Annotated in this window: 12 protein-coding genes; 9 read left to right on the top strand and 3 right to left on the bottom strand. The window is 71.0% G+C overall.

All coding sequences use genetic code 11. From position 1 onward, the window contains the following. Positions 1 to 113: 113 nt before the first annotated feature. Entirely contained in the window at positions 114 to 3065 is a 2952-nt protein-coding gene (locus VE326_13365; protein ID HYJ34194.1) for an ATP-dependent DNA helicase, read from the top strand. 51 nt (positions 3066 to 3116) lie between these two features. Here the strand turns inward: VE326_13365 and trxA are convergent, their stop codons facing one another. Next, entirely contained in the window at positions 3117 to 3446 is a 330-nt protein-coding gene (gene trxA / locus VE326_13360; GenBank protein HYJ34193.1) for a thioredoxin, read from the bottom strand. Between the two features lie 196 nt (positions 3447 to 3642). On the opposite strand from trxA, the gene VE326_13355 reads away from it, so the two are divergent. The 8 genes from VE326_13355 (at position 3643) to VE326_13320 (ending at position 13904) form a co-directional block, all read left to right on the top strand. Beyond that, positions 3643 to 4398: an ATP-binding cassette domain-containing protein gene (locus VE326_13355; GenBank protein ID HYJ34192.1), complete on the top strand. Its 756-nt coding sequence runs from the start codon at positions 3643 to 3645 to the stop codon at positions 4396 to 4398. Then, positions 4395 to 5585: an ABC transporter permease gene (locus tag VE326_13350; GenBank protein HYJ34191.1), complete on the top strand. Its 1191-nt coding sequence runs from the start codon at positions 4395 to 4397 to the stop codon at positions 5583 to 5585. Before VE326_13355 ends, VE326_13350 begins: the two co-directional genes overlap by 4 nt. A gap of 45 nt (positions 5586 to 5630) precedes the next feature. Continuing rightward, a complete protein-coding gene (locus VE326_13345; protein HYJ34190.1) occupies positions 5631 to 6863 on the top strand; it encodes a Xaa-Pro peptidase family protein in 1233 nt (410 codons plus the stop codon). Positions 6864 to 6872: 9 nt separating this feature from the next. Further along, complete coding sequence (gene hflX, locus VE326_13340) at positions 6873 to 8021, top strand: GTPase HflX (GenBank protein ID HYJ34189.1); 1149 nt, start codon at positions 6873 to 6875, stop codon at positions 8019 to 8021. Then, a complete protein-coding gene (locus tag VE326_13335) occupies positions 8018 to 9280 on the top strand; it encodes a M24 family metallopeptidase (GenBank protein ID HYJ34188.1) in 1263 nt (420 codons plus the stop codon). Before hflX ends, VE326_13335 begins: the two co-directional genes overlap by 4 nt. Next, the gene (gene arfB, locus VE326_13330) at positions 9277 to 9690 is read left to right on the top strand and encodes an alternative ribosome rescue aminoacyl-tRNA hydrolase ArfB (protein HYJ34187.1); all 414 of its coding nucleotides are present in this window, start codon (positions 9277 to 9279) and stop codon (positions 9688 to 9690) included. Before VE326_13335 ends, arfB begins: the two co-directional genes overlap by 4 nt. Positions 9691 to 9813: 123 nt before the next feature. Next, on the top strand, positions 9814 to 11502 hold the full coding sequence (locus tag VE326_13325; protein HYJ34186.1) for an ABC transporter substrate-binding protein: 1689 nt from the start codon (positions 9814 to 9816) through the stop codon (positions 11500 to 11502). Continuing rightward, positions 11499 to 13904 carry an ATP-binding protein gene (locus VE326_13320; protein HYJ34185.1) on the top strand — a complete coding sequence of 802 codons (2406 nt, stop codon included), beginning with the start codon at positions 11499 to 11501 and terminating at the stop codon, positions 13902 to 13904. The genes VE326_13325 and VE326_13320 overlap by 4 nt, the downstream gene beginning before the upstream one ends. Here the strand turns inward: VE326_13320 and VE326_13315 are convergent. Together VE326_13315 and VE326_13310 are read right to left on the bottom strand one after the other, a co-directional pair. Beyond that, entirely contained in the window at positions 13858 to 14367 is a 510-nt protein-coding gene (locus VE326_13315; protein HYJ34184.1) for a GNAT family N-acetyltransferase, read from the bottom strand. The two genes, VE326_13320 and VE326_13315, sit on opposite strands and share 47 nt — an antisense overlap. After that, positions 14364 to 17327 (bottom strand): M6 family metalloprotease domain-containing protein, encoded by a 2964-nt coding sequence (locus VE326_13310; GenBank protein HYJ34183.1) that lies wholly within the window; start codon positions 17325 to 17327, stop codon positions 14364 to 14366. Before VE326_13310 ends, VE326_13315 begins: the two co-directional genes overlap by 4 nt. Between the last annotated feature and the right edge of the window lie 30 nt (positions 17328 to 17357).

Genomic DNA, 17357 nt, shown 5'->3' with positions numbered 1-17357 from the left:
TGCCCCCGGGCCCCCAAGCTCCGGATTTCGAGCCGCTCGTCCGCCTCGCGTCCGGGCGCTTCCCGCGATAGAATCGGGGTTCACGCGCTCCCGTTCGAGGCACCCCGATCTCCATGACCCCGACTCCAATTCCGACCCCGGCCGCTCCGCCGGAAGACGGCCCCGCGCCCGGCGAAGCGCCGGTCGCGCTGGACGACGATCAGCGCGCCGCCGTCGAGCACTGCGACGGCCCGCTCCTCGTCGTGGCCGGGGCGGGCACCGGCAAGACCACCGTCATCGCGCGCCGGATCGCCCACCTCGTTACCACCGGCCGCGCGCGCCCCTCCGAGATCCTGGCCCTGACGTTCAACGACAAGGCGGCGGCCGAGATGCAGGAACGGGTGGACCTGCTGGTCCCCTACGGCTATTCGGACGTGCGCGTGGCCACCTTCCACGCGTTCGGGGAGGAGGTGCTCGCGGGGCACGGCCTGGAGATCGGCATCGCGCCCGGCTCGACGGTGCTCGACAAGACCGCGCAGGCGCTGTTCCTGGCGGAGCGGATCGAGAAGCTTCCGCTTCGCCGCTACGCGCCGCTCTCCGACCCCACGCGCTACCTCCACGCGCTCGCCGACTACTTCAGCCGCGCCAAGGACGAGCCCTGGAGCGCCGAGGAGCTTCGCGTCCGCGCCGAGGCGCGGCTCGGCGACCCCGACCCCGCCGTGCGCGACCAGGCCGAGCGGGACCTCGAGCTGGCGCTCGCGTACGACGCCTACAACCGGATGCTCTGGGAAGCCGGCTTCCTCGACTTCGGAGACCTCCTCGCGCTGACGCACCGGCTCTTCGAGGAGAGCCCGGCGGTGCTGCGGCGGTTCCAGGAGCGCTTCCGGTACGTGCTCGTCGACGAGTTCCAGGACACGAACCCGGTGCAGTTCAAGATCGTGCGCCGGCTGGTCGAGCGGCACCGAAATCTCGTGGTCGTGGGGGACGACGATCAGAGCATCTACCGCTTCCGCGGCGCCCATCTGAAGAACATCCTCGAGTTCCGCCAGCATTATCCCGACACGCGCGAGATCGTGCTCCGGAACAACTACCGGAGCACGAGCGAGATCCTGACGGTCGCCCGCCGGCTGATCCTCATGAACCGGGAGCGGCTGGAGGTGCGCTACGGCATCGCGAAGGAGCTGACCGCGCACAGCCGCGGCATGGCACCGCAGTGCCGCGAGTTCGCGACCGAGTCGGAGGAGGCGCGGTGGGTGGCCGACGCCATCGAGCGCGGCGTGGCCGACGGGCGGCGAAGCTGGCGCGACTACGCCATCCTCGTCCGCACGAACGAGCACGCCGAGCCGTTCCTGCGCGCTCTGGACGAGCGCGGGATCAGCTACTGGTTCTCCGGCAGCCGCGGCCTCTTCCAGCGCCCCGAGGTGAAGCAGCTCGTGGCGCTCCTCCAGTCCCTCTACCAGGACTCGCGCCCCGAGCACCTCTATCTCCTCGCGTCGGAGGGATACGGCGTGCCCGACGAGGACCTGGGGCGGCTGATGCACCGGCTCCGGGACACGCCCGGAACCCTGCGCGGACTCTTCCGGAGCGCGACGCGCGGCGGCGTGGCCGATCTGTCCGAGGCCGGAGTCGCCCGGATCGACGAGCTCCTCCGCGACCTGGACGACCTGGAGTCGTACGCGAAGGGGCGCCGCACCGGCGAGGTGCTCTACCGCTATCTCGAACGGAGGGGGATTTTGCGGGACCTCATGGCGTCCCCCTCGTACGAGGACGAGGGGAGGGCCCGCAATCTGGTGAAGTTCTTCCACATCATCCGGTCCTTCGAGAAGGTCGCGCTGGCCGATCGCGTCGCGCTCTTCCTCCGCCACCTCGAGGCGATCCAGCAGTACGGCGAAGATCCCGCGGTGGCCGACCTGGACGCGGCTTCGAACGTGGTCCAGGTGCTGACCATCCACAAGGCGAAGGGGCTGGAGTTTCCGGTCGTGTTCCTGGTGCAGGCCGCGACCGATCGGTTTCCGACGAAGTACCGGAGCCGCTCGCCGGAGCTGCCCGCCGAAGGGGAGGAATCGCGCGCCGCGGAGCGCGCCGAGCTCGGCCGCGCCGCGCAGCATCGCGAGGAGGAGCGGCGCCTCTGCTACGTCGCGTTCACCCGCGCGCGGGAAGAGCTGGTCGCCACCTACGCCCGCGACTATGGAACGCAATCCGAGCGGACGCGGAGCCTCTTCCTCTCGGAAGCGTTCGACCTGGGAAAGCCGGTCCCGGCCCGGACGCGCCGCCGCGCCGTCGAGATGCTGGAGGAGCACCGCGAGCGCGGGGCGGCGCCGGAAGCGCCGCCCGAGCCCGCCGGCGCGCCGCTTGCGCTCTCCTTCCGCCGGCTCGACGACTACGCGGCCTGCCCGCTCCGCTACCGCTTCCTCCACGTGCTCGGCGTCGGCGCCATCCTGCCGCCCGATCCGCGCGTGAACTTCGGCCAGGCGGTCCATCGCGCCGCGGCGTTCGCGCTCGCGCGCCGCATGGCGGGCGCGCCCCCCGCGCTGGAGGAGACGCTCGAGATGTTCCGCGCCTCGTGGCGGAGCGCCGGGCACCTCTCCCCCGAGCACGAGGCGGCGCGCTTCCAGCAGGGAGTCCTGGCGTTGCGGGCCTTTCATGAGCGGGAGATCGAGGCGGGGCCGATGCCGGCCGCGGTGGAGCGGCCGTTCCGGCTCGGCCTCGGCGACGTCCTGCTGACCGGGCGGATCGATCGGGTGGACGAGGGGGCGGAAGGAACGGTGCTCGTGGACTACAAGACGGCGGAGATGGACGACGAGGAGCGGGCCGATCAGCGCGCGAAAGAGGATCTCCAGCTTTCGGTGTACGCCCTGGCCTGGCGGGAGATGACCGGGCGGATGCCCGATCGCGTGGAGCTTCGGTTCGTCACGGCCGGAACGTCGGGCGCGGCGACGATGACGGAGGCGCGGATCGAGAAGACGCGGGAGAAGATCGCCGCCGTCTCGGGCTCGATCCGCGCGGGAGCATTCCAGGCGCGCCCGAGCGAGTATGCGTGCCGGCGCTGCGCGTGCCGGCCGATCTGCAGGGAATCGGCGGTGTGAACGCCGGCGCGGCCGCGCGCCCTCCGTGGCGCGGCGGCCCGGACGGGTCCCCTAGACGAGAACCTTGTCCAGCGCCGACGTGATCTGCTGCTTCGGCACGGCGCCCACGATCGCGCCCGCGACTTTTCCGTCCTTGAAGATGTAGAGGCTGGGGATGCTGCGGATCTGGAACTGGACCGCGATGCGCTGATTCTGGTCCACGTCCACCTTCGCGACCTTCACCTTGCCCTGATACTGCCGGGCGACTTCCTCGACGACCGGAGCCACCATGCGGCAGGGGCCGCACCATTCGGCCCAGAAATCGACCAGGACCGGGATGTTGGATTTCAGCACTTCGGCGTCGAATGTGCTGTCGGTAACCTGCGTGATGGTGTCGGCCATTCAGTCCGGCTCCTTCGAAGTGCTTGATTACGTTGTGGTTACGGGAACCCTTCGCGTCGGTGCCCGATCGTAACCCTTTAGACGCCAAGCTTCAAGCCGGGATTCCGGCGCGCGTTGACACCGCGGCGACGGCTCCCCTAGACTCGCCCGCCACCGGCCGCGCCCGCGGCCGTCCCCCACGCCACCGGGAGAATCCTTGATCCAGGTCACCGAGCTCTCGAAAACGTTCCACGATCGGAAGAAGGGTGACATCCCCGCCGTGCGCGGCGTTTCGTTCACGGCCCGCCCCGGACAGGTCTTCGGCCTCCTCGGACGAAACGGCGCCGGCAAGACCACCACGCTGCGCATGCTCGCGACGATCCTGGTTCCGACGAGCGGCACCGCCACCGTGGCGGGCTACGACATCGTGCAGAAGCCCGCGGAGGTGCGGCGCAGGATCGGCTATCTCTCCGGCGACACCAAGCTCTACGACCGCCTGACCGGGAAGGAGCTGCTCCAGTACTTCGGCGCGCTTGCCGGCATGCCGAAGAGCGCGATCGCCTCCCGCATGACCGAGCTGACGGAGCCGTTCGGGCTCTCCGATCTCCTCGACGTGCGCATCGGGCGCATGTCCACCGGCATGAAGCAGCGGGTCTCGATCGCGCGCGTCGTGTTCCACGACCCCGAGGTGCTGATCTTCGACGAGCCCACGGCGGGCCTCGACGTGATCGGCGCGAGGAACGTGCTGCGCCTGATCCAGGACCTCAAGGGGAAGGGGCGGACGGTGATCTTCTCGACGCACATCATGACGGAGGCGGAGCGGATCTGCGACGAGATCGGGATCATCGAGGAGGGGCGTCTCCTGACCGACGGGCCGCTCGAGACCGTGCGGAGCCGTTCCTCCAGCCGGTCGCTCGAGGACGTGTTCGTGGACGTGGTCGGAGCGACCGCCGCCGCGGAGAGCCGGCGGTGACCTCCAAGACTCTCGCCGTCTATCGCAAGGAGATCATCGACGCGCTGCGCGACGGGCGTTCGCTCTTCGCCATCTTCGTGTTCCCCTTCATCCTCTATCCCGCGATGATGGGCTTCATGTCCTGGATCCAGAACAAGAACGCCGAGGACGCGCGGGCGCTCGCGCTCCGCATCGGCATGGTGGGCGAGGCGCAGATCCCCGGGCTGGCCGATTCCCTTCGCGCCGTGCCGGGCGTGGAGGCCGTCTCGCTCCCGGCGGTCCCCGCGCGTCTGGAGAGCGCGAAGGTGGACGCCGTGCTCGAGGTTCCGGAGGGGATCGCGGCGCGCGTCGCCGCCGGCGACAGCGCCAAGGTCCAGCTCGTCTACAAGGAGTCGGAGAACCGCTCGTCGCAGGCGGCGGAGCGGCTCGAGCCGGTGCTGGACCAGGTGCGCCGCGCGCTCACGGTGGACTGGGCGCGGTCGCTCGGCGCGAACGCGCAGGCGCCGCCGGCCTTCACGGTGGAGAAGCGCGACGTCTCCTCCAAGGACGAGATGGGGCGCTTCTTCGCCGCGCTCCTGATCCCGTATCTCCTGGTCTTCCTGGTCGCGGCCGGCTCGATGCACATGGCCGTGGACGCGACGACCGGCGAAAAGGAGCGGAGCACCCTCGAGACCATCCTCGCGACCGCGGCGACGCGGACCGAGCTGGTGCTGGGAAAGACGATGGCGGTGCTCACGGCGTCCCTGACCGGGGCTCTCACGGGGATCACCGGGCTCTTCCTGACCTTCAACGTGATCGCGCCGCTCATCCCGGGCGCGCAGCGCCAGTCGATGCAGTTCCTGGTCGGGCCCGACAAGGCGGTGCTCCTCCTCCTCACGATGATCCCCGCCGCGGTGTTCATCTCGGCGACGCTCGTCGCGATCGGCTGCTTCGCCCGGGGGATGCGCGAGGGGCAGGCCTATGCCTCGTACTTCTACATGGCGACCATCTTCCTGGGACTGGGAAGCTTCGGGCAGCAGACTCCGGCGCCCTCCCGCTTCTTCATCCCGGTCCTGAACACCGCGCTCCTGCAGCGCGAAATCCTCACCGACACCGTGAACTCGCTGCACGCGGTCACGGCCATCGGAACGAGCTGCGCGCTCGCGGCGCTCATGCTGGTCGTCGCCGTGCGGCTCTTCTCCAACGAGAGCGTGCTGTTCCGCACCTAGACCGCCGCCGCACCGCCGCGTGACGGCGCGCACGGGAGAACCACCGTGAAGCGCGACATCGATCTCTTGCTGCGCGAGCGCGGCCTGGCGGCCGCGGTCGTCCTGAAGGGCGAGTTCCCCAATCCCACGTTCCGCTACGTCGCGGGCCCGCCCGCGGCGCACATGACGACCGGCATCATCGTCTGCCGCGCGGGGGCGACGCCGTTTTTGCTGCACGGCGGGATGGAGCGCGACGCCGCCGTCGAAACCGGCTTCGAGCGCGCCGAGTACGGCGACTTCGCCTACTCGAAGATCCTCGCCGAGGAATCCTCCTCGCTGCGCGCCTACGCGCGCCTGATCGAGCGCGTACTCGACCGGGCCGGCGTGACGAACGGCCCTGTGCTGATCGGCGGCATCATGGACGTCGGGCGCGGCTATCACGTGCTGAACCGTCTTCGCGAGCTGATGCCGGGGATCACCCTGGCCGAGGACACCGATCCCGGACTCTTCCTCAAGGCGCGGCTCACCAAGGACGCGGACGAGGTCGAGGCGGTGCGCGCCGTGGGACGCGTGTGCGAGCGGGCCTTCGCGCGCGTGCGCCAGGTCATCGCCGGCGGGCGCCTCGAGGGCGCGAAGCTCAAGGACGCGCAGGGATGGGTCACGATCGGGCGGCTTCGCGCCGAGGTGCGCCGCGTCTTCTTCGAGGCGGGCCTCGAGGAGCCGCACGGCAACATCATCGCCATGGGACGGGACGCGGGCGTGCCGCACAACTCCGGCAACGACGCCGACGTGCTCGAGGAGGGGAAGCCGATCGTCATCGACCTCTTCCCGGTGCAGAGCGGCGGAGGGTACTATTTCGACGTGACGCGGACGATCTGCGTCGGCAGGGCGCCTTCCGAGCTCCGCGACCTGCACGCGCTGGTGCGCGAAGCGGTGGACCGCACGATGGAGACGATCCACGAGGGGAGCCCCGGGCGCACCTACCAGGAGCAGGTCTGCGACCTGTTCGAGGCGCGCGGGCACAAGACGATCCGCCAGGACGAGCGGCTGGAAGAGGGATACGTGCACGGACTGGGACACGGCATCGGGCTCGAGATCCACGAGCGGCCCAACCTGAGCGGGAACGCCGCGAACAGGGACCGGATCGAGGCGGGGAGCCTCTTCACCGTCGAGCCGGGCCTCTACTATCCCTCGCGCGGCCTGGGCATCCGGATCGAGGACGTGGCCTGGGTGAAGCCCGACGGCTCGGTCGAGAACCTCACGAACATTCCCTACGAGCTGGAGGTCGCGCCCGCGTAGCCCGTGAGCATGGCCCCGAAATACGCCTCCCGCGCCGCGGCGCGCCACGAGCGCGCGGTGCTCGCGGGGCGCTCGGGACGGGGTGCCCCGCCCGGTGAAGAGCTGACGGAGCTCCGGCTCCTCGCGGAGACGGCGGGCGCGAGCGTCGCGGGCGAAGTGCTCCAGCGGCGCGGCCCCGTGCGGGCCGCCACCTTCCTCAGCAAGGGGAAGATCGACGAGGTGCGGGAGATCGCGGGGGAGACCCGCTCCTCGCTCCTCCTCCTCGACGACGACCTCTCCCCGGCCCAGGCCCGGAATCTCGAGCAGGACCTCGAGCTCAAGGTCGTCGACCGGAGCGGCCTCATCCTCGACATCTTCGCCCGGCGCGCCCGCACGCGGGAGGCGCGGCTCCAGGTCGAGCTGGCGCAGCTGGAATATCTCCTGCCGCGGCTCACCCGCATGTGGGAGCACCTGTCGCGTCTCGGCGGTGGGATCGGCACCCGGGGGCCGGGGGAGACGCAGCTCGAGGTGGACCGCCGCCGCATCCGCGAGCGGATCGCCAAGCTGAAGCGCGAGCTCCAGGGCGTGGTGCGCGAGCGCCGCGTGCAGCGGAAGGGGCGCCGCGACTGCTTCAAGGTATCGCTCGTCGGCTACACCAACGCCGGCAAGTCGACCCTCTTCAACGCCCTCACGCGCGCCTCGGTCTACGTCGAGGATCAGCTGTTCGCCACGCTCGATCCCACGACGCGCGCCTTCGCGGCCGAGGGCCCGGGCGCCCGGAAGCAGCGGGCGCTGCTCACCGACACGGTGGGGTTCATCCGGAAGCTCCCGCCGCATCTGATCGCCTCGTTCCGCGCGACCCTCGAGGAAGTGGTCGAGGCCGACCTCCTGATGCACGTGGTGGACGCGGCGGAGCCCGACCCCGACGGGCACATCGAAGCCGTGGAGGCCGTCCTGGAGTCCCTGGGCGCGCTCTCCCGGCCGCGGCTTTTGGTGTTCAACAAGATCGACGCGATTCCCGAGGAGGAACGCTACGGGCTGCGGGCGCGCTATCCCGGCGCCGTGCTCGTGTCGGCCGCGAAGCGCGAGGGGATCGCGGAGCTTCGCGAGGAGACCCTGCGCCGCCTGCGCGGGGAAGCCGCCCACGAAAACGGCAGCGCGGCGGCGGAGCCGGAATGAGCGCGCTGCCCGGCTCCGGCGCGGCGGCGCTCGTCGACCGGATCCAGGAGGCGCTTCGCGAGGACGGCCTCGCGGGGTGGCTCCTCTTCGATTTCCACGGGACGAACCCGATCGCCCGCGCGGTGCTCGGGATGGAGTCGGCGCCCAACGCGGCGAAGACCACGCGACGCTGGTTCTACCTGGTTCCGGCGCGCGGCGAGCCGCGGAAGCTGGTGCACCGGATCGAGCCGCGGGCCCTGGACCACCTGCCCGGGAGCGCCGTGGTCTATCTCACCTGGCAGGAGCTGGACCGCGGCCTGGCCGGCCTGGTCCAGGACGCGGTGCGCCAGCACGGCTCGAGCGGGGGCTACGCTCCCGCGCTCGCCATGGAGTACTCCCCGTCGGCTCGGCTGCCCTACGTTTCGCGCGTGGACGGAGGGACGCTGGAGCAGGTGCGCGCCGCCGGGGCGCAGGTCGTCTCCTCGGCCGATCTCGCGCAGCGCTTCGACGGCGTGCTGGATCCCGACGCGCGCCGGGACCACCGCCGCACGGGAGATCTCCTCAGCGGGATCCTGGCCGCGGCGTTCGCGCGCGCGCGCGACGCGGCCCGCGCCAAAGAGGGCGCGGGAACGGCGCTCACGGAGGTCTCGCTCCAGCGATTCCTGATCGAGCGGCTGGCCGAGCACGACCTGGTCTTCGGCGACCCCCCGGCGGTCGCGGTGAACGCGCACTCGGGCGATCCCCACTTCGCCACGTCGCCGGCCACCGACCAGCCGATCCGCGCCGGGGACTTCCTGCTGATCGATCTCTGGGCCAAGGCGAAGGGGCCGCGCGCGGTCTATGCCGACTACACGCAGGTCGCCTGGCTCGGGCCCTCGCCCCCGGAGCGCCACCGCGCCGCGTTCCTCGCCGTGCGCGACGCGCGGGACGCGGCCATCGCGCGCGTGCGCGAGGCGCTCGCGTCGAAGACGCCGGTGCGCGGCGCCGACGTGGACGACGCGGCGCGGGCGGTGATCGAGGCGCGCGGCCTGGGTGCCCGGTTCCTGCACCGGACGGGGCATTCCATCGGACGCGAGGTTCACGGAAACGGCGTGCACCTGGACAACTTCGAGACGCGCGACGAGCGCCGCCTCCTCGAGGGGACGCTCGTCTCGGTGGAACCGGGGGTCTACTTCGAGGATTTCGGCGTGCGCACCGAGGTGAACCTGCTGCTCGACCGGGGGGAAGCGGTGGTGACCGCCGAGCCGATCCAGCGGGAGCTCCCGGCGCTGCTGTCGTGACCGGCATCCCCCCGCTGGCCGAGATCGTCTTCCGGACGTCGCGCTCGGGCGGTCCGGGCGGCCAGAACGTGAACAAGGTGGAGACGCGCGTCGAGGCGCTCTGGAACGTCGAGGCCTCCGGCGCGCTCAGCGCGGAGCAGAAGGAGCGGCTCCGGGCCGCGCTCGGCCGGCGCCTGCACGAGGACGGCACGGTGCGGGTCGTGAGCCGGACCGAGCGGACGCAGCGCGGAAACCGGAAAGCGGCGATCGAGAGGCTGCGCGCGATGGTGGGCGCCGCGCTGGTGCCGCGGAAGCGGCGGAGGCGGACGACCGCGACGCGCGGGGCCGTCGAGGCGCGCCTTCAGGCGAAGCGGCGCCGAAGCGAGACGAAACGCGCCCGGTCCGGGCCCGGAGGGGGTCCCGAGGAGTAACGGCGACTCCATGGAACCGATTTCCAGATAGCTACTTAGCCGGGTAGCCCTGCCGGCCTGCTTTTCCCGCCCCGTCGGCGGCCAGTCTCAAGAACCCGCGTCATCGCACCGATAGATAACCACATGACTCCCCGGATCCGTCCATCCGGCGCCCAGCTCCTGACGGGGGCCGTATTCCTCGCTGTTCTGGCCGCGCTGGCGGTTCCGGCGCTCGTGGAGCATCAGCGCCGGAAGGGGAAGGAACGCTCGGAAACGGCCAAGCATCCGCCCGCTGCCCACGCCGCCACGACCTTCCGCTTCTACCAGGAGGACCCGAGCACCCTCGATCCGGCGCTCGCCTCCGACTCCTACTCCTCCAGCATCGTCGCCCAGATCTACAGCCCCCTCGTGGGGCTCACCTCCGATCTCGAGCCGACGCCCCAGATCGCCGAGAGCTGGACCATCTCCCGCGACGGCCTGCGCTACGTCTTCCACATCCGCCCCGGCGTGCGCTTCCACAACGGGCGCGAGGTGACGGCCCAGGATTTCGAATACTCGCTGACCCGCGTCTTCCGCGAGCCGTTCCGGTCGGAAGGGCTCGCCGCGAACTACCTCGACGCGATCGCGGGGGTCGCCGAGTTCACCCGCGGCAAGGCGACCCGGATCCGCGGCATCCGCGCGCTCGACCGGAGCCGGCTGGAGATCACGCTGACGCGGCCCTACAGCGCGCTCCTCACCGCGCTCGCCCTCGACCAGACCGCGGCCGTCCCGCGGGAGATCGCCGGCGAGGGACGGGCGGCGCTGGAACGCCATCCGGTCGGAACGGGGCCCTTCCGGTTCGTGCGGCGCGACGCGCACCAGATCGTGCTCGCGGCCGATCCGGGCTACTTCATGGGGCCGCCGGGGATCGATACGCTCGTCTTCTTCGCGCCGCCGGGCGACGTGACGGCCCAGGGCGCCGACGCGCTCCTCGACGGGCAGGCCACCCTGAGCCAGCTCCCGCTCTCCCGCATCGAGGAGTTCCGCGCGCGACCCGGGATCGCGGTCCTCAAGTGGAACGACCTGAGCCTCGCCTTCGTCGGCATGAACACGCGGATCAAGCCGCTCGACGACGCGCGCGTGCGCCGCGCCATCGCGCTCGCGATGGACCGGCAGGCGATGCTGAGCTCGAGCCCCGAGGGGAAATCGCTCGCGACCGGAATCCTGCCGCCGGGGCTGCCCGGCTACGGTCCGTCCCAGAAAGCCTACATGCGCGACCTCGTCACGGCCCGCGCCCTCCTCGCCGCCGCCGGCTACGGTCCCGCGCACCCCCTCCCGCCGCTCACGCTCTGGAAATCGAACAGCTCGGTGAGCGGCCGCCTCGCCGACACGATCATGGTGCGCTCACTCGCCGAGGCCGGGATCCGGGTGGGGCTGCGCTACGAGCCCTGGGGCGTCCTCGACAGCCTGATCACGGGCCGGAAGGCCGCGCTCTTCGCGCTCTCGTGGGTCGCCGACATTCCCGACCCGGACACGTTCCTCCGCGCCCTCGGCTACTCCACCTCCTCGACCAACTACTTCGGCTTCCGGAGCCGCGGCGTGGACTCGCTGCTGGACGTCGCACGCAACTCCGCCGACCCGGACGGTCGCACGGCCGCCTATCGCCGCGCCGAGGAAGCGATCGTGCGCGAGGCGCCCTTCATCCCGCTCTACCACACCGCCAGCTTCATCGGGATCCGCGACGACGTTCTCGGGCTGGAGATGAACCCGCTCGGGATCTCGACGATCCAGATGGAGAAGCTCCGGTTCACCGGGCCCGACGCCTCCATCGACCCACGCAGCGCCGCTCGATGACCCCGATCGACGAGACGGAGCCCGCGGGGGCCCCGCGCCGGCCGCGCGCCGGGCTTCACGCGCGCATCTTCCTCACGTTCGGCATCATCGTGGTCGGCCTGGTGGCGGCGGCGGTCACCTTCTTCGTGCGAAGCGAGAGCGACTCGCTCCTCCGAGAGACCCGGAAGCGCGGATTCGCCGTGGCCCGGAGCATCGCGTGGCTCTCCACCCCCTCACTCCTCTCCTACAACTACATCGCCCTGAACCAGGCCGCTCGCCGGTCGCAGGCGGGGGGCGAGATCGCCTACGTCGTGATCTACGACAAGGAGGGGCAGATCGCCGCCGACAGCCGCGTGCGGAACTCGTTCGGGCAGCCGCCGCGCGATGCCGACGACTACGCGGCGCACGCCGTGCGGGAGGAGCAGTGGAAGTTCATCCCGCCCGCGGCCCCGGGCCGCCCACGCGTGCTGGAGATCCTGCTTCCCGTCTACGTGGACGGCTACCGGGTCAAGTGGGGCACGGTGCGCGTCGGGGTCTCGCTCGAGAGCATGGATCAGGAGATCGCCGCGCTCGGGCAGCACCTCGTGGTGGCGGGCATCCTCGCGGCCATCCTTTGCCTCTTCGCGGCGCGCGCCGCCGCCCGGAGCATCACCCGACCGATCGACCGCCTCGTCTCGGCGACGCGCGCGGTGGCGAAGGGGGACTACTCCCAGCGCGTGAACCTCCAGACGGGCGACGAGCTGGAGACCCTGGCCTGGCACTTCGACCGGATGTCGGACGAGGTGCAGCGCCAGCAGGCGGAGGTGCTCGCGAGCCGCGAGAATCTTGCGCGCCTGAACCAGTCGCTGGAGGTCGCCGTCGAGGCGCGGACCCACGCGCTCGCGGAGTCCGAGGCCAAGTACCGCGTGCTGGTCGAGTCGAGCCCGCAAGGGCTCCTCATCGTGCAGAGGGGGAAGGCGGTCTTCGCGAACCGCGCCATCGCCCAGATGGCGGACCGGCTCGAGTCGGAGCTGCTCCATCCGGGGTTCGACCCGCTCGTCCTCTTCGACGGCGAGGCGCAGGAGCCGCTGCGCGAAGCCCTCGAAGGCACGAACGCCGCGGCCACGCAGCGGACGACCGAGATCGTCCAGCCGGTCGGCCGGCGGATTCCGGTCGAGGTGCAGACGGCTCCGCTCGTCTTCCAGAATCGTCCGGCGGCGATGGTCCTGGTCTCCGACGTCTCCGCGCTCCGGGACCTTCAAGACCGGCTGGTGCGGGGCGAGAAGCTGCGCGCCCTGGGCGAGCTGGCGGCCGGCGTGGCGCACGACTTCAACAACAACCTCGGCATCATCCTCGGCCGGACGCAGCTCCTCCTGTCTCGAACCGGCGATCCGGCGCTCGTCTCCGGGCTCAACGTGATCCGGCAGGCCGCCATGGACGGCGGCGAGGCGGTGCGCCGCATCCAGCAGTTCAGCCGCGTGCGCGAGGATCGCGCGCACGAGTCGCTGGAGCTGGCGGAGATCGCCGAGGAAGTGGTCGAGATCACGCGCGGCAAGTGGAAGAACGACGCCGAGCGGCGAGGCGTCAAGGTGGAGGTCCGGATCGAGGCAGCCGACGCCCCCTCGATCCTGGGCTCGCGCGCCGAGATCCGGGAGGCGATGACGAACCTGATCTTCAACGCCGTGGACGCCCTTCCGCGCGGAGGGCGCATCGACGTGCGCTGCCGCGCCGAGGGGGGACAGGCCGTGATCGAGGTCGCGGACGACGGCATCGGCATGGACGAGGACGTGCGGAGCCGCATGTTCGAGCCCTTCTTCACGACGAAGGGCCTCTCCGGAACGGGCCTGGGGCTCTCGATGGTCTACGGCATCGTGTCGCGCCACCAGGGGACGATCGAGGTGGAGACCGGGGTGGGCCGCGGCACCGTGGTGCGCATGCGCTTCCCGGTGACCGATCGGCTCGATCGGCCGGCGTCCCCGCGGCAGGCCGACCCCAGCCGGAGATCCGCGCGGGTGCTGGTCGTGGACGACGAGCTCGAGCTGCTCCACGTCCTGGAAGAGGCGCTGGCGGCAGCCGGGCACGTCGTGACCGCCGCCTCCTCGGGCCTCGAAGGGATCGAGCGCTTCCGGGAAGGGGCCTTCGACGTGGTACTGACCGACCTGGGCATGGCGGACGTGAGCGGGTGGGAGCTGGCGCGGACCGTGCGCCAGGAAGGGAGCCCCTCGGTCGTCCTGGGGCTGGTGACCGGATGGGGGGCCACGATCAGCCAAGAGATGGTGGTGGGGCACGGCGTCGATTTCGTGGTGGCGAAGCCGTTCGACGTGGAGGACCTGATCGCGCGCACCAACCGCGCGATCGAGACGAAGCAGGGCCCGAACGGGGCGGCCGAAGCCCCGGCTATTCCTCCGACAGGCGCTTCACCCAACGGACGTCGCCGGACCTGAGCCGCCGCTGGCGGTAGCCCATCGCCTCGAGGAAGCGCTCGCCGTCGTCGTACCCCTCCGGCACCTCCGCCGCGATCGAAGGAACGCCCAGCTCGTCTCCCAGGAACTGCTCCGCCATCTCCAGCGCGGCGCGGCCGTAGCCCCGGCCCCGCTCTCCCTGGGCGATCACGAGGCCCCGGAGCGCGGCCGGGTGCTCGTCGGAGCCCGACTCGATCTCGATCGTGCCGATCAGGCTCTTCGTGTCGGTGCGCCGGACCGCGAAGTAGAAGCGGCTCTCGTCGGCGATCGCCTCCTCGTACATCATCTCCACGTCGGTCGGGTCGAAATCGGAGGAGCCGGTCAGCGCCTCGAAGTAGTCGGGGGCGTCCAGGTAGACCTTCCAGATGGCCGGGAGATGCTCGGGCCCCGGCACCTCGAGGGTGACCAGGGGGCCGTCGATCCGGGTCGTGGTGGAGCCGCTCATCGCAGGAGCACCGCCTTTTGCACGCGCGTCCGGCTTCCGGAGCGCAGCTCGAAGAAGTAGATCCCCGCTCCCGCCGGGCGTCCCCGCCCGTCCGTTCCGTCCCAGGTGAGCCGAAGATCGGAGGGCCGGCCCGCTCCGCGGGCCAGCGTGCGGACGAGCCGTCCGTCCGCGGTGAACACGCGTACCATAAAGGGGCCGCTCCGGTCCAGGGAGACGGCCACCGAAGCGCCGGCGCGGAAGGGGTTCGGCCGCACGGACGAGAGCGCGAGCACCCGCGGCGCTTCGCCGACCGTCACCGCGATCGGGCCCGCCTCGGCGGCGGGCTCTCCCTCGCGGGAGGCGGTGATCCAGTAGCGGTAGGCGCCGGCGGCGAGGTCGGCGTCGCGGTAGCCTCCGTCGGAGGCGGGCACCGTGGCGATCCGCCGCCGCGGCCCATCGTCGCCCTCCCGGTCGATCCCCACCGAGGTTGCGGCCGGGTCGGCAACGCTCCACGACAGGCGGACCGCGGCGGGGCCGCCGGGAGGCTCGGCCGCCGCGTCGAAGCTCGCGATCGCGATCGCCGTGGCCGCGCAAGCGGAGGTGCCTCCCACGAGCACGTCGTCGATCCACCAGCCCAGGCCCTCGTTGGGGGGCTCGGAGCGGAACCGGAACGCGAACTGGACGATTCCCGAATAGCCCGTGAGCGGCACGTCGACGCGCGTGAACGTGGTCTGGGTGCCGCTGAAGCGGTCCCCGGTGTTGTAGCCGCCCACCGGGTTGAGCGGCGTCCAGGTGGCCCCGGAATTGGTCGAGATCTCGACCGTCAGCCCGTCGAAGGCGAACTCGCTGTCGTAGCGCTGCCAGAAGGAGAGGGTATCGCTCGTGCCCGTGAGCCGGACCGGCTGGCTCACGAGGCGCGCGTCCTGGGACGCGGCGTAGTGGCCGATGAAGCCGAACGGCCCCAGTCTCCAGGCCCAGGAGCCGCCGGGGGTGTGGTTGACGCCCGCCTCGCGGTGCCACTCGCTGACGCCTCCGCAGCCGAGCGGCACGGAAACCCACCGGTGCACGGTGCCGTTCTCGAAGTCCTCGCAGAGGCCGCTGCGCTGGCCGATCAGGATCTGCACGCTGTCGGCCAGGACGAGGCCGGCGGGATCGGAGACCGCGATGGTGATGTTGCAGCCGCGCGGATCGGGAGTCGGGTTGATGGCGGCGAAGATGACCGAGCCGGTGTCCGAGGCTGCCCCGCCCAGGGCGCCGTAGTAGACCGAGTCGGCCAGGAGTCCGGCGTAGGGCTCGGTGACGGCCACCCGCGCCGTGAGGACGCCCGTCGGCGTGGTGTCCAGGTTCTGCAGAGGGATGTGGATCCGGACGGTCTCACCCGGTTCGGCGAGCCCGTTTCCATTGTTGGTGTTCCCGAGGAAGGGGGAGTCGTCCACCGTGACGGCCCCTCGGCGCACCGAGGTCCCGCTGACGAAGAAGTCGGCCGTCACGTCCCGGGGCTGCGCTGCCGCCTCGGCGATGTTCCGGATCGCCACCTGCGAGATTCCGCCGCAGTAGGAGTCGCTGTTGGGGCAGCTGTTCGCGTCGAACGCGCCGCGCGCTCCCGCGCCGGGCCAGGGATCGTAGAGATCGCCGCGGTTTCCGACCACGATCACCTGCCCCTCGCACGCCGGCTCGCTGGCCGCCGATCCGCGCGCCAGGTCGAGATTCTGGACCCCGGTGAAGCCCGACGCGGCCTCGATGCCGCCTCCTTCCTCGATGTCCACCTGCTTGTGGGATGCCGTGTTGTTCCCGATGATCCCGGTATCGACGTGATAGATCATGAGACCGTGCGCCGCGGTCGAATCCCGCTCCATCGTGGACTTCACGAGCGCGGCGTCGAACCCGATCGGCTGGCGGTTCTCCACGAGGAAGTACTCTCCGGCCTCGACCCCGTTGGTCCAGAGACGGAACGCGCGTCCCGAGGTCTCCACCGGGGGGATCGTCACGCCGGTGCTGTCCTGGGTCACCCACGTGGGCTGGAGCCAGCCGAGAGCTTCCTTGGACCACGCCGAGAGATGCGCGGGGCAGCTTCCCACCGTCTTGCCGGGAAGGTGATTGAAGAGTCCCGAGGCCATCAGATCCCACTCGCCCAGCCCCTCGTTCGCCCCGGGAAGGCCACTCGTGTCGTAGAGGTCGGGAAGTCCGAGCACGTGCCCGAATTCATGGCAGAAGACCCCGATCGTCATCAGCTCGCCCTTCGTGGTCCAGGGCGAGTTGATGGACCATTCCTCGGGCTCCGTGGTGTAGTCGTAGACGACCACGCCGTCGGCGGTCGTTCCTCCCCGCGGTCCCGGCACGTTCCACTTGTGCGACCAGATGTCCGCGGTGGGGATGCCCGTCTCCTCGGCGCCCGGACCCGCATGGACGACGAAGATTCCGTCCACCTCGCCGTCGTCATCGCCGTCGTGCGGGATGCCGTCGGGCCCGTCATTGTCGAACTGGGTGAAGTCCACGTCGGGCTCCGCGAGACGGATGGCGTCGAGCGCCATCACCTGCGCGTTGAGGGGGCCAGGGCCCTGCCCGCCATCCGTGCCGACGTAGTCGGTGTAGGGCCGCGGGGCCGTGTACCACCGGGTCACGACGCCGTCGACGTCGAAGGCGCCCCCCGACACCTCGTTGTAGTAGTCGCGAAGGCTTCCGCCGGGACGGGTTCCCTTCGAGAACAGGAGATCGGCGAAATCGGCCGTCGTGTGGTTCAGCGTGTCCGCGGGGTGATCGGTGAACTGGAGGAGGATGACGAGGACCTTGTACTTGCTGCCCACCGTCGTCCGGACCTGGGACGGCGCGTCCAGCCCGGGCTGCTTCGGGGGGATCCGCGGCGCCTGGAGCGCCGTGGAGCGTCCGCGCGCGGGATTCGAAGGATAGAGCGGTGGAGCGGCGGATGCCCGGCCCGCCGACATCATCAGGCAGGCCAGCGCGATCCCCAAGACGGCGCGCAAACGAGGAGCTCCCTCCGGCAGGGATGGGTC

The organism is Candidatus Binatia bacterium (assembly GCA_035631035.1).
Taxonomy (GTDB): domain Bacteria; phylum Eisenbacteria; class RBG-16-71-46; order SZUA-252; family SZUA-252; genus DASQJL01.
This window is presented reverse-complemented; position numbering and strand designations above follow the sequence as displayed.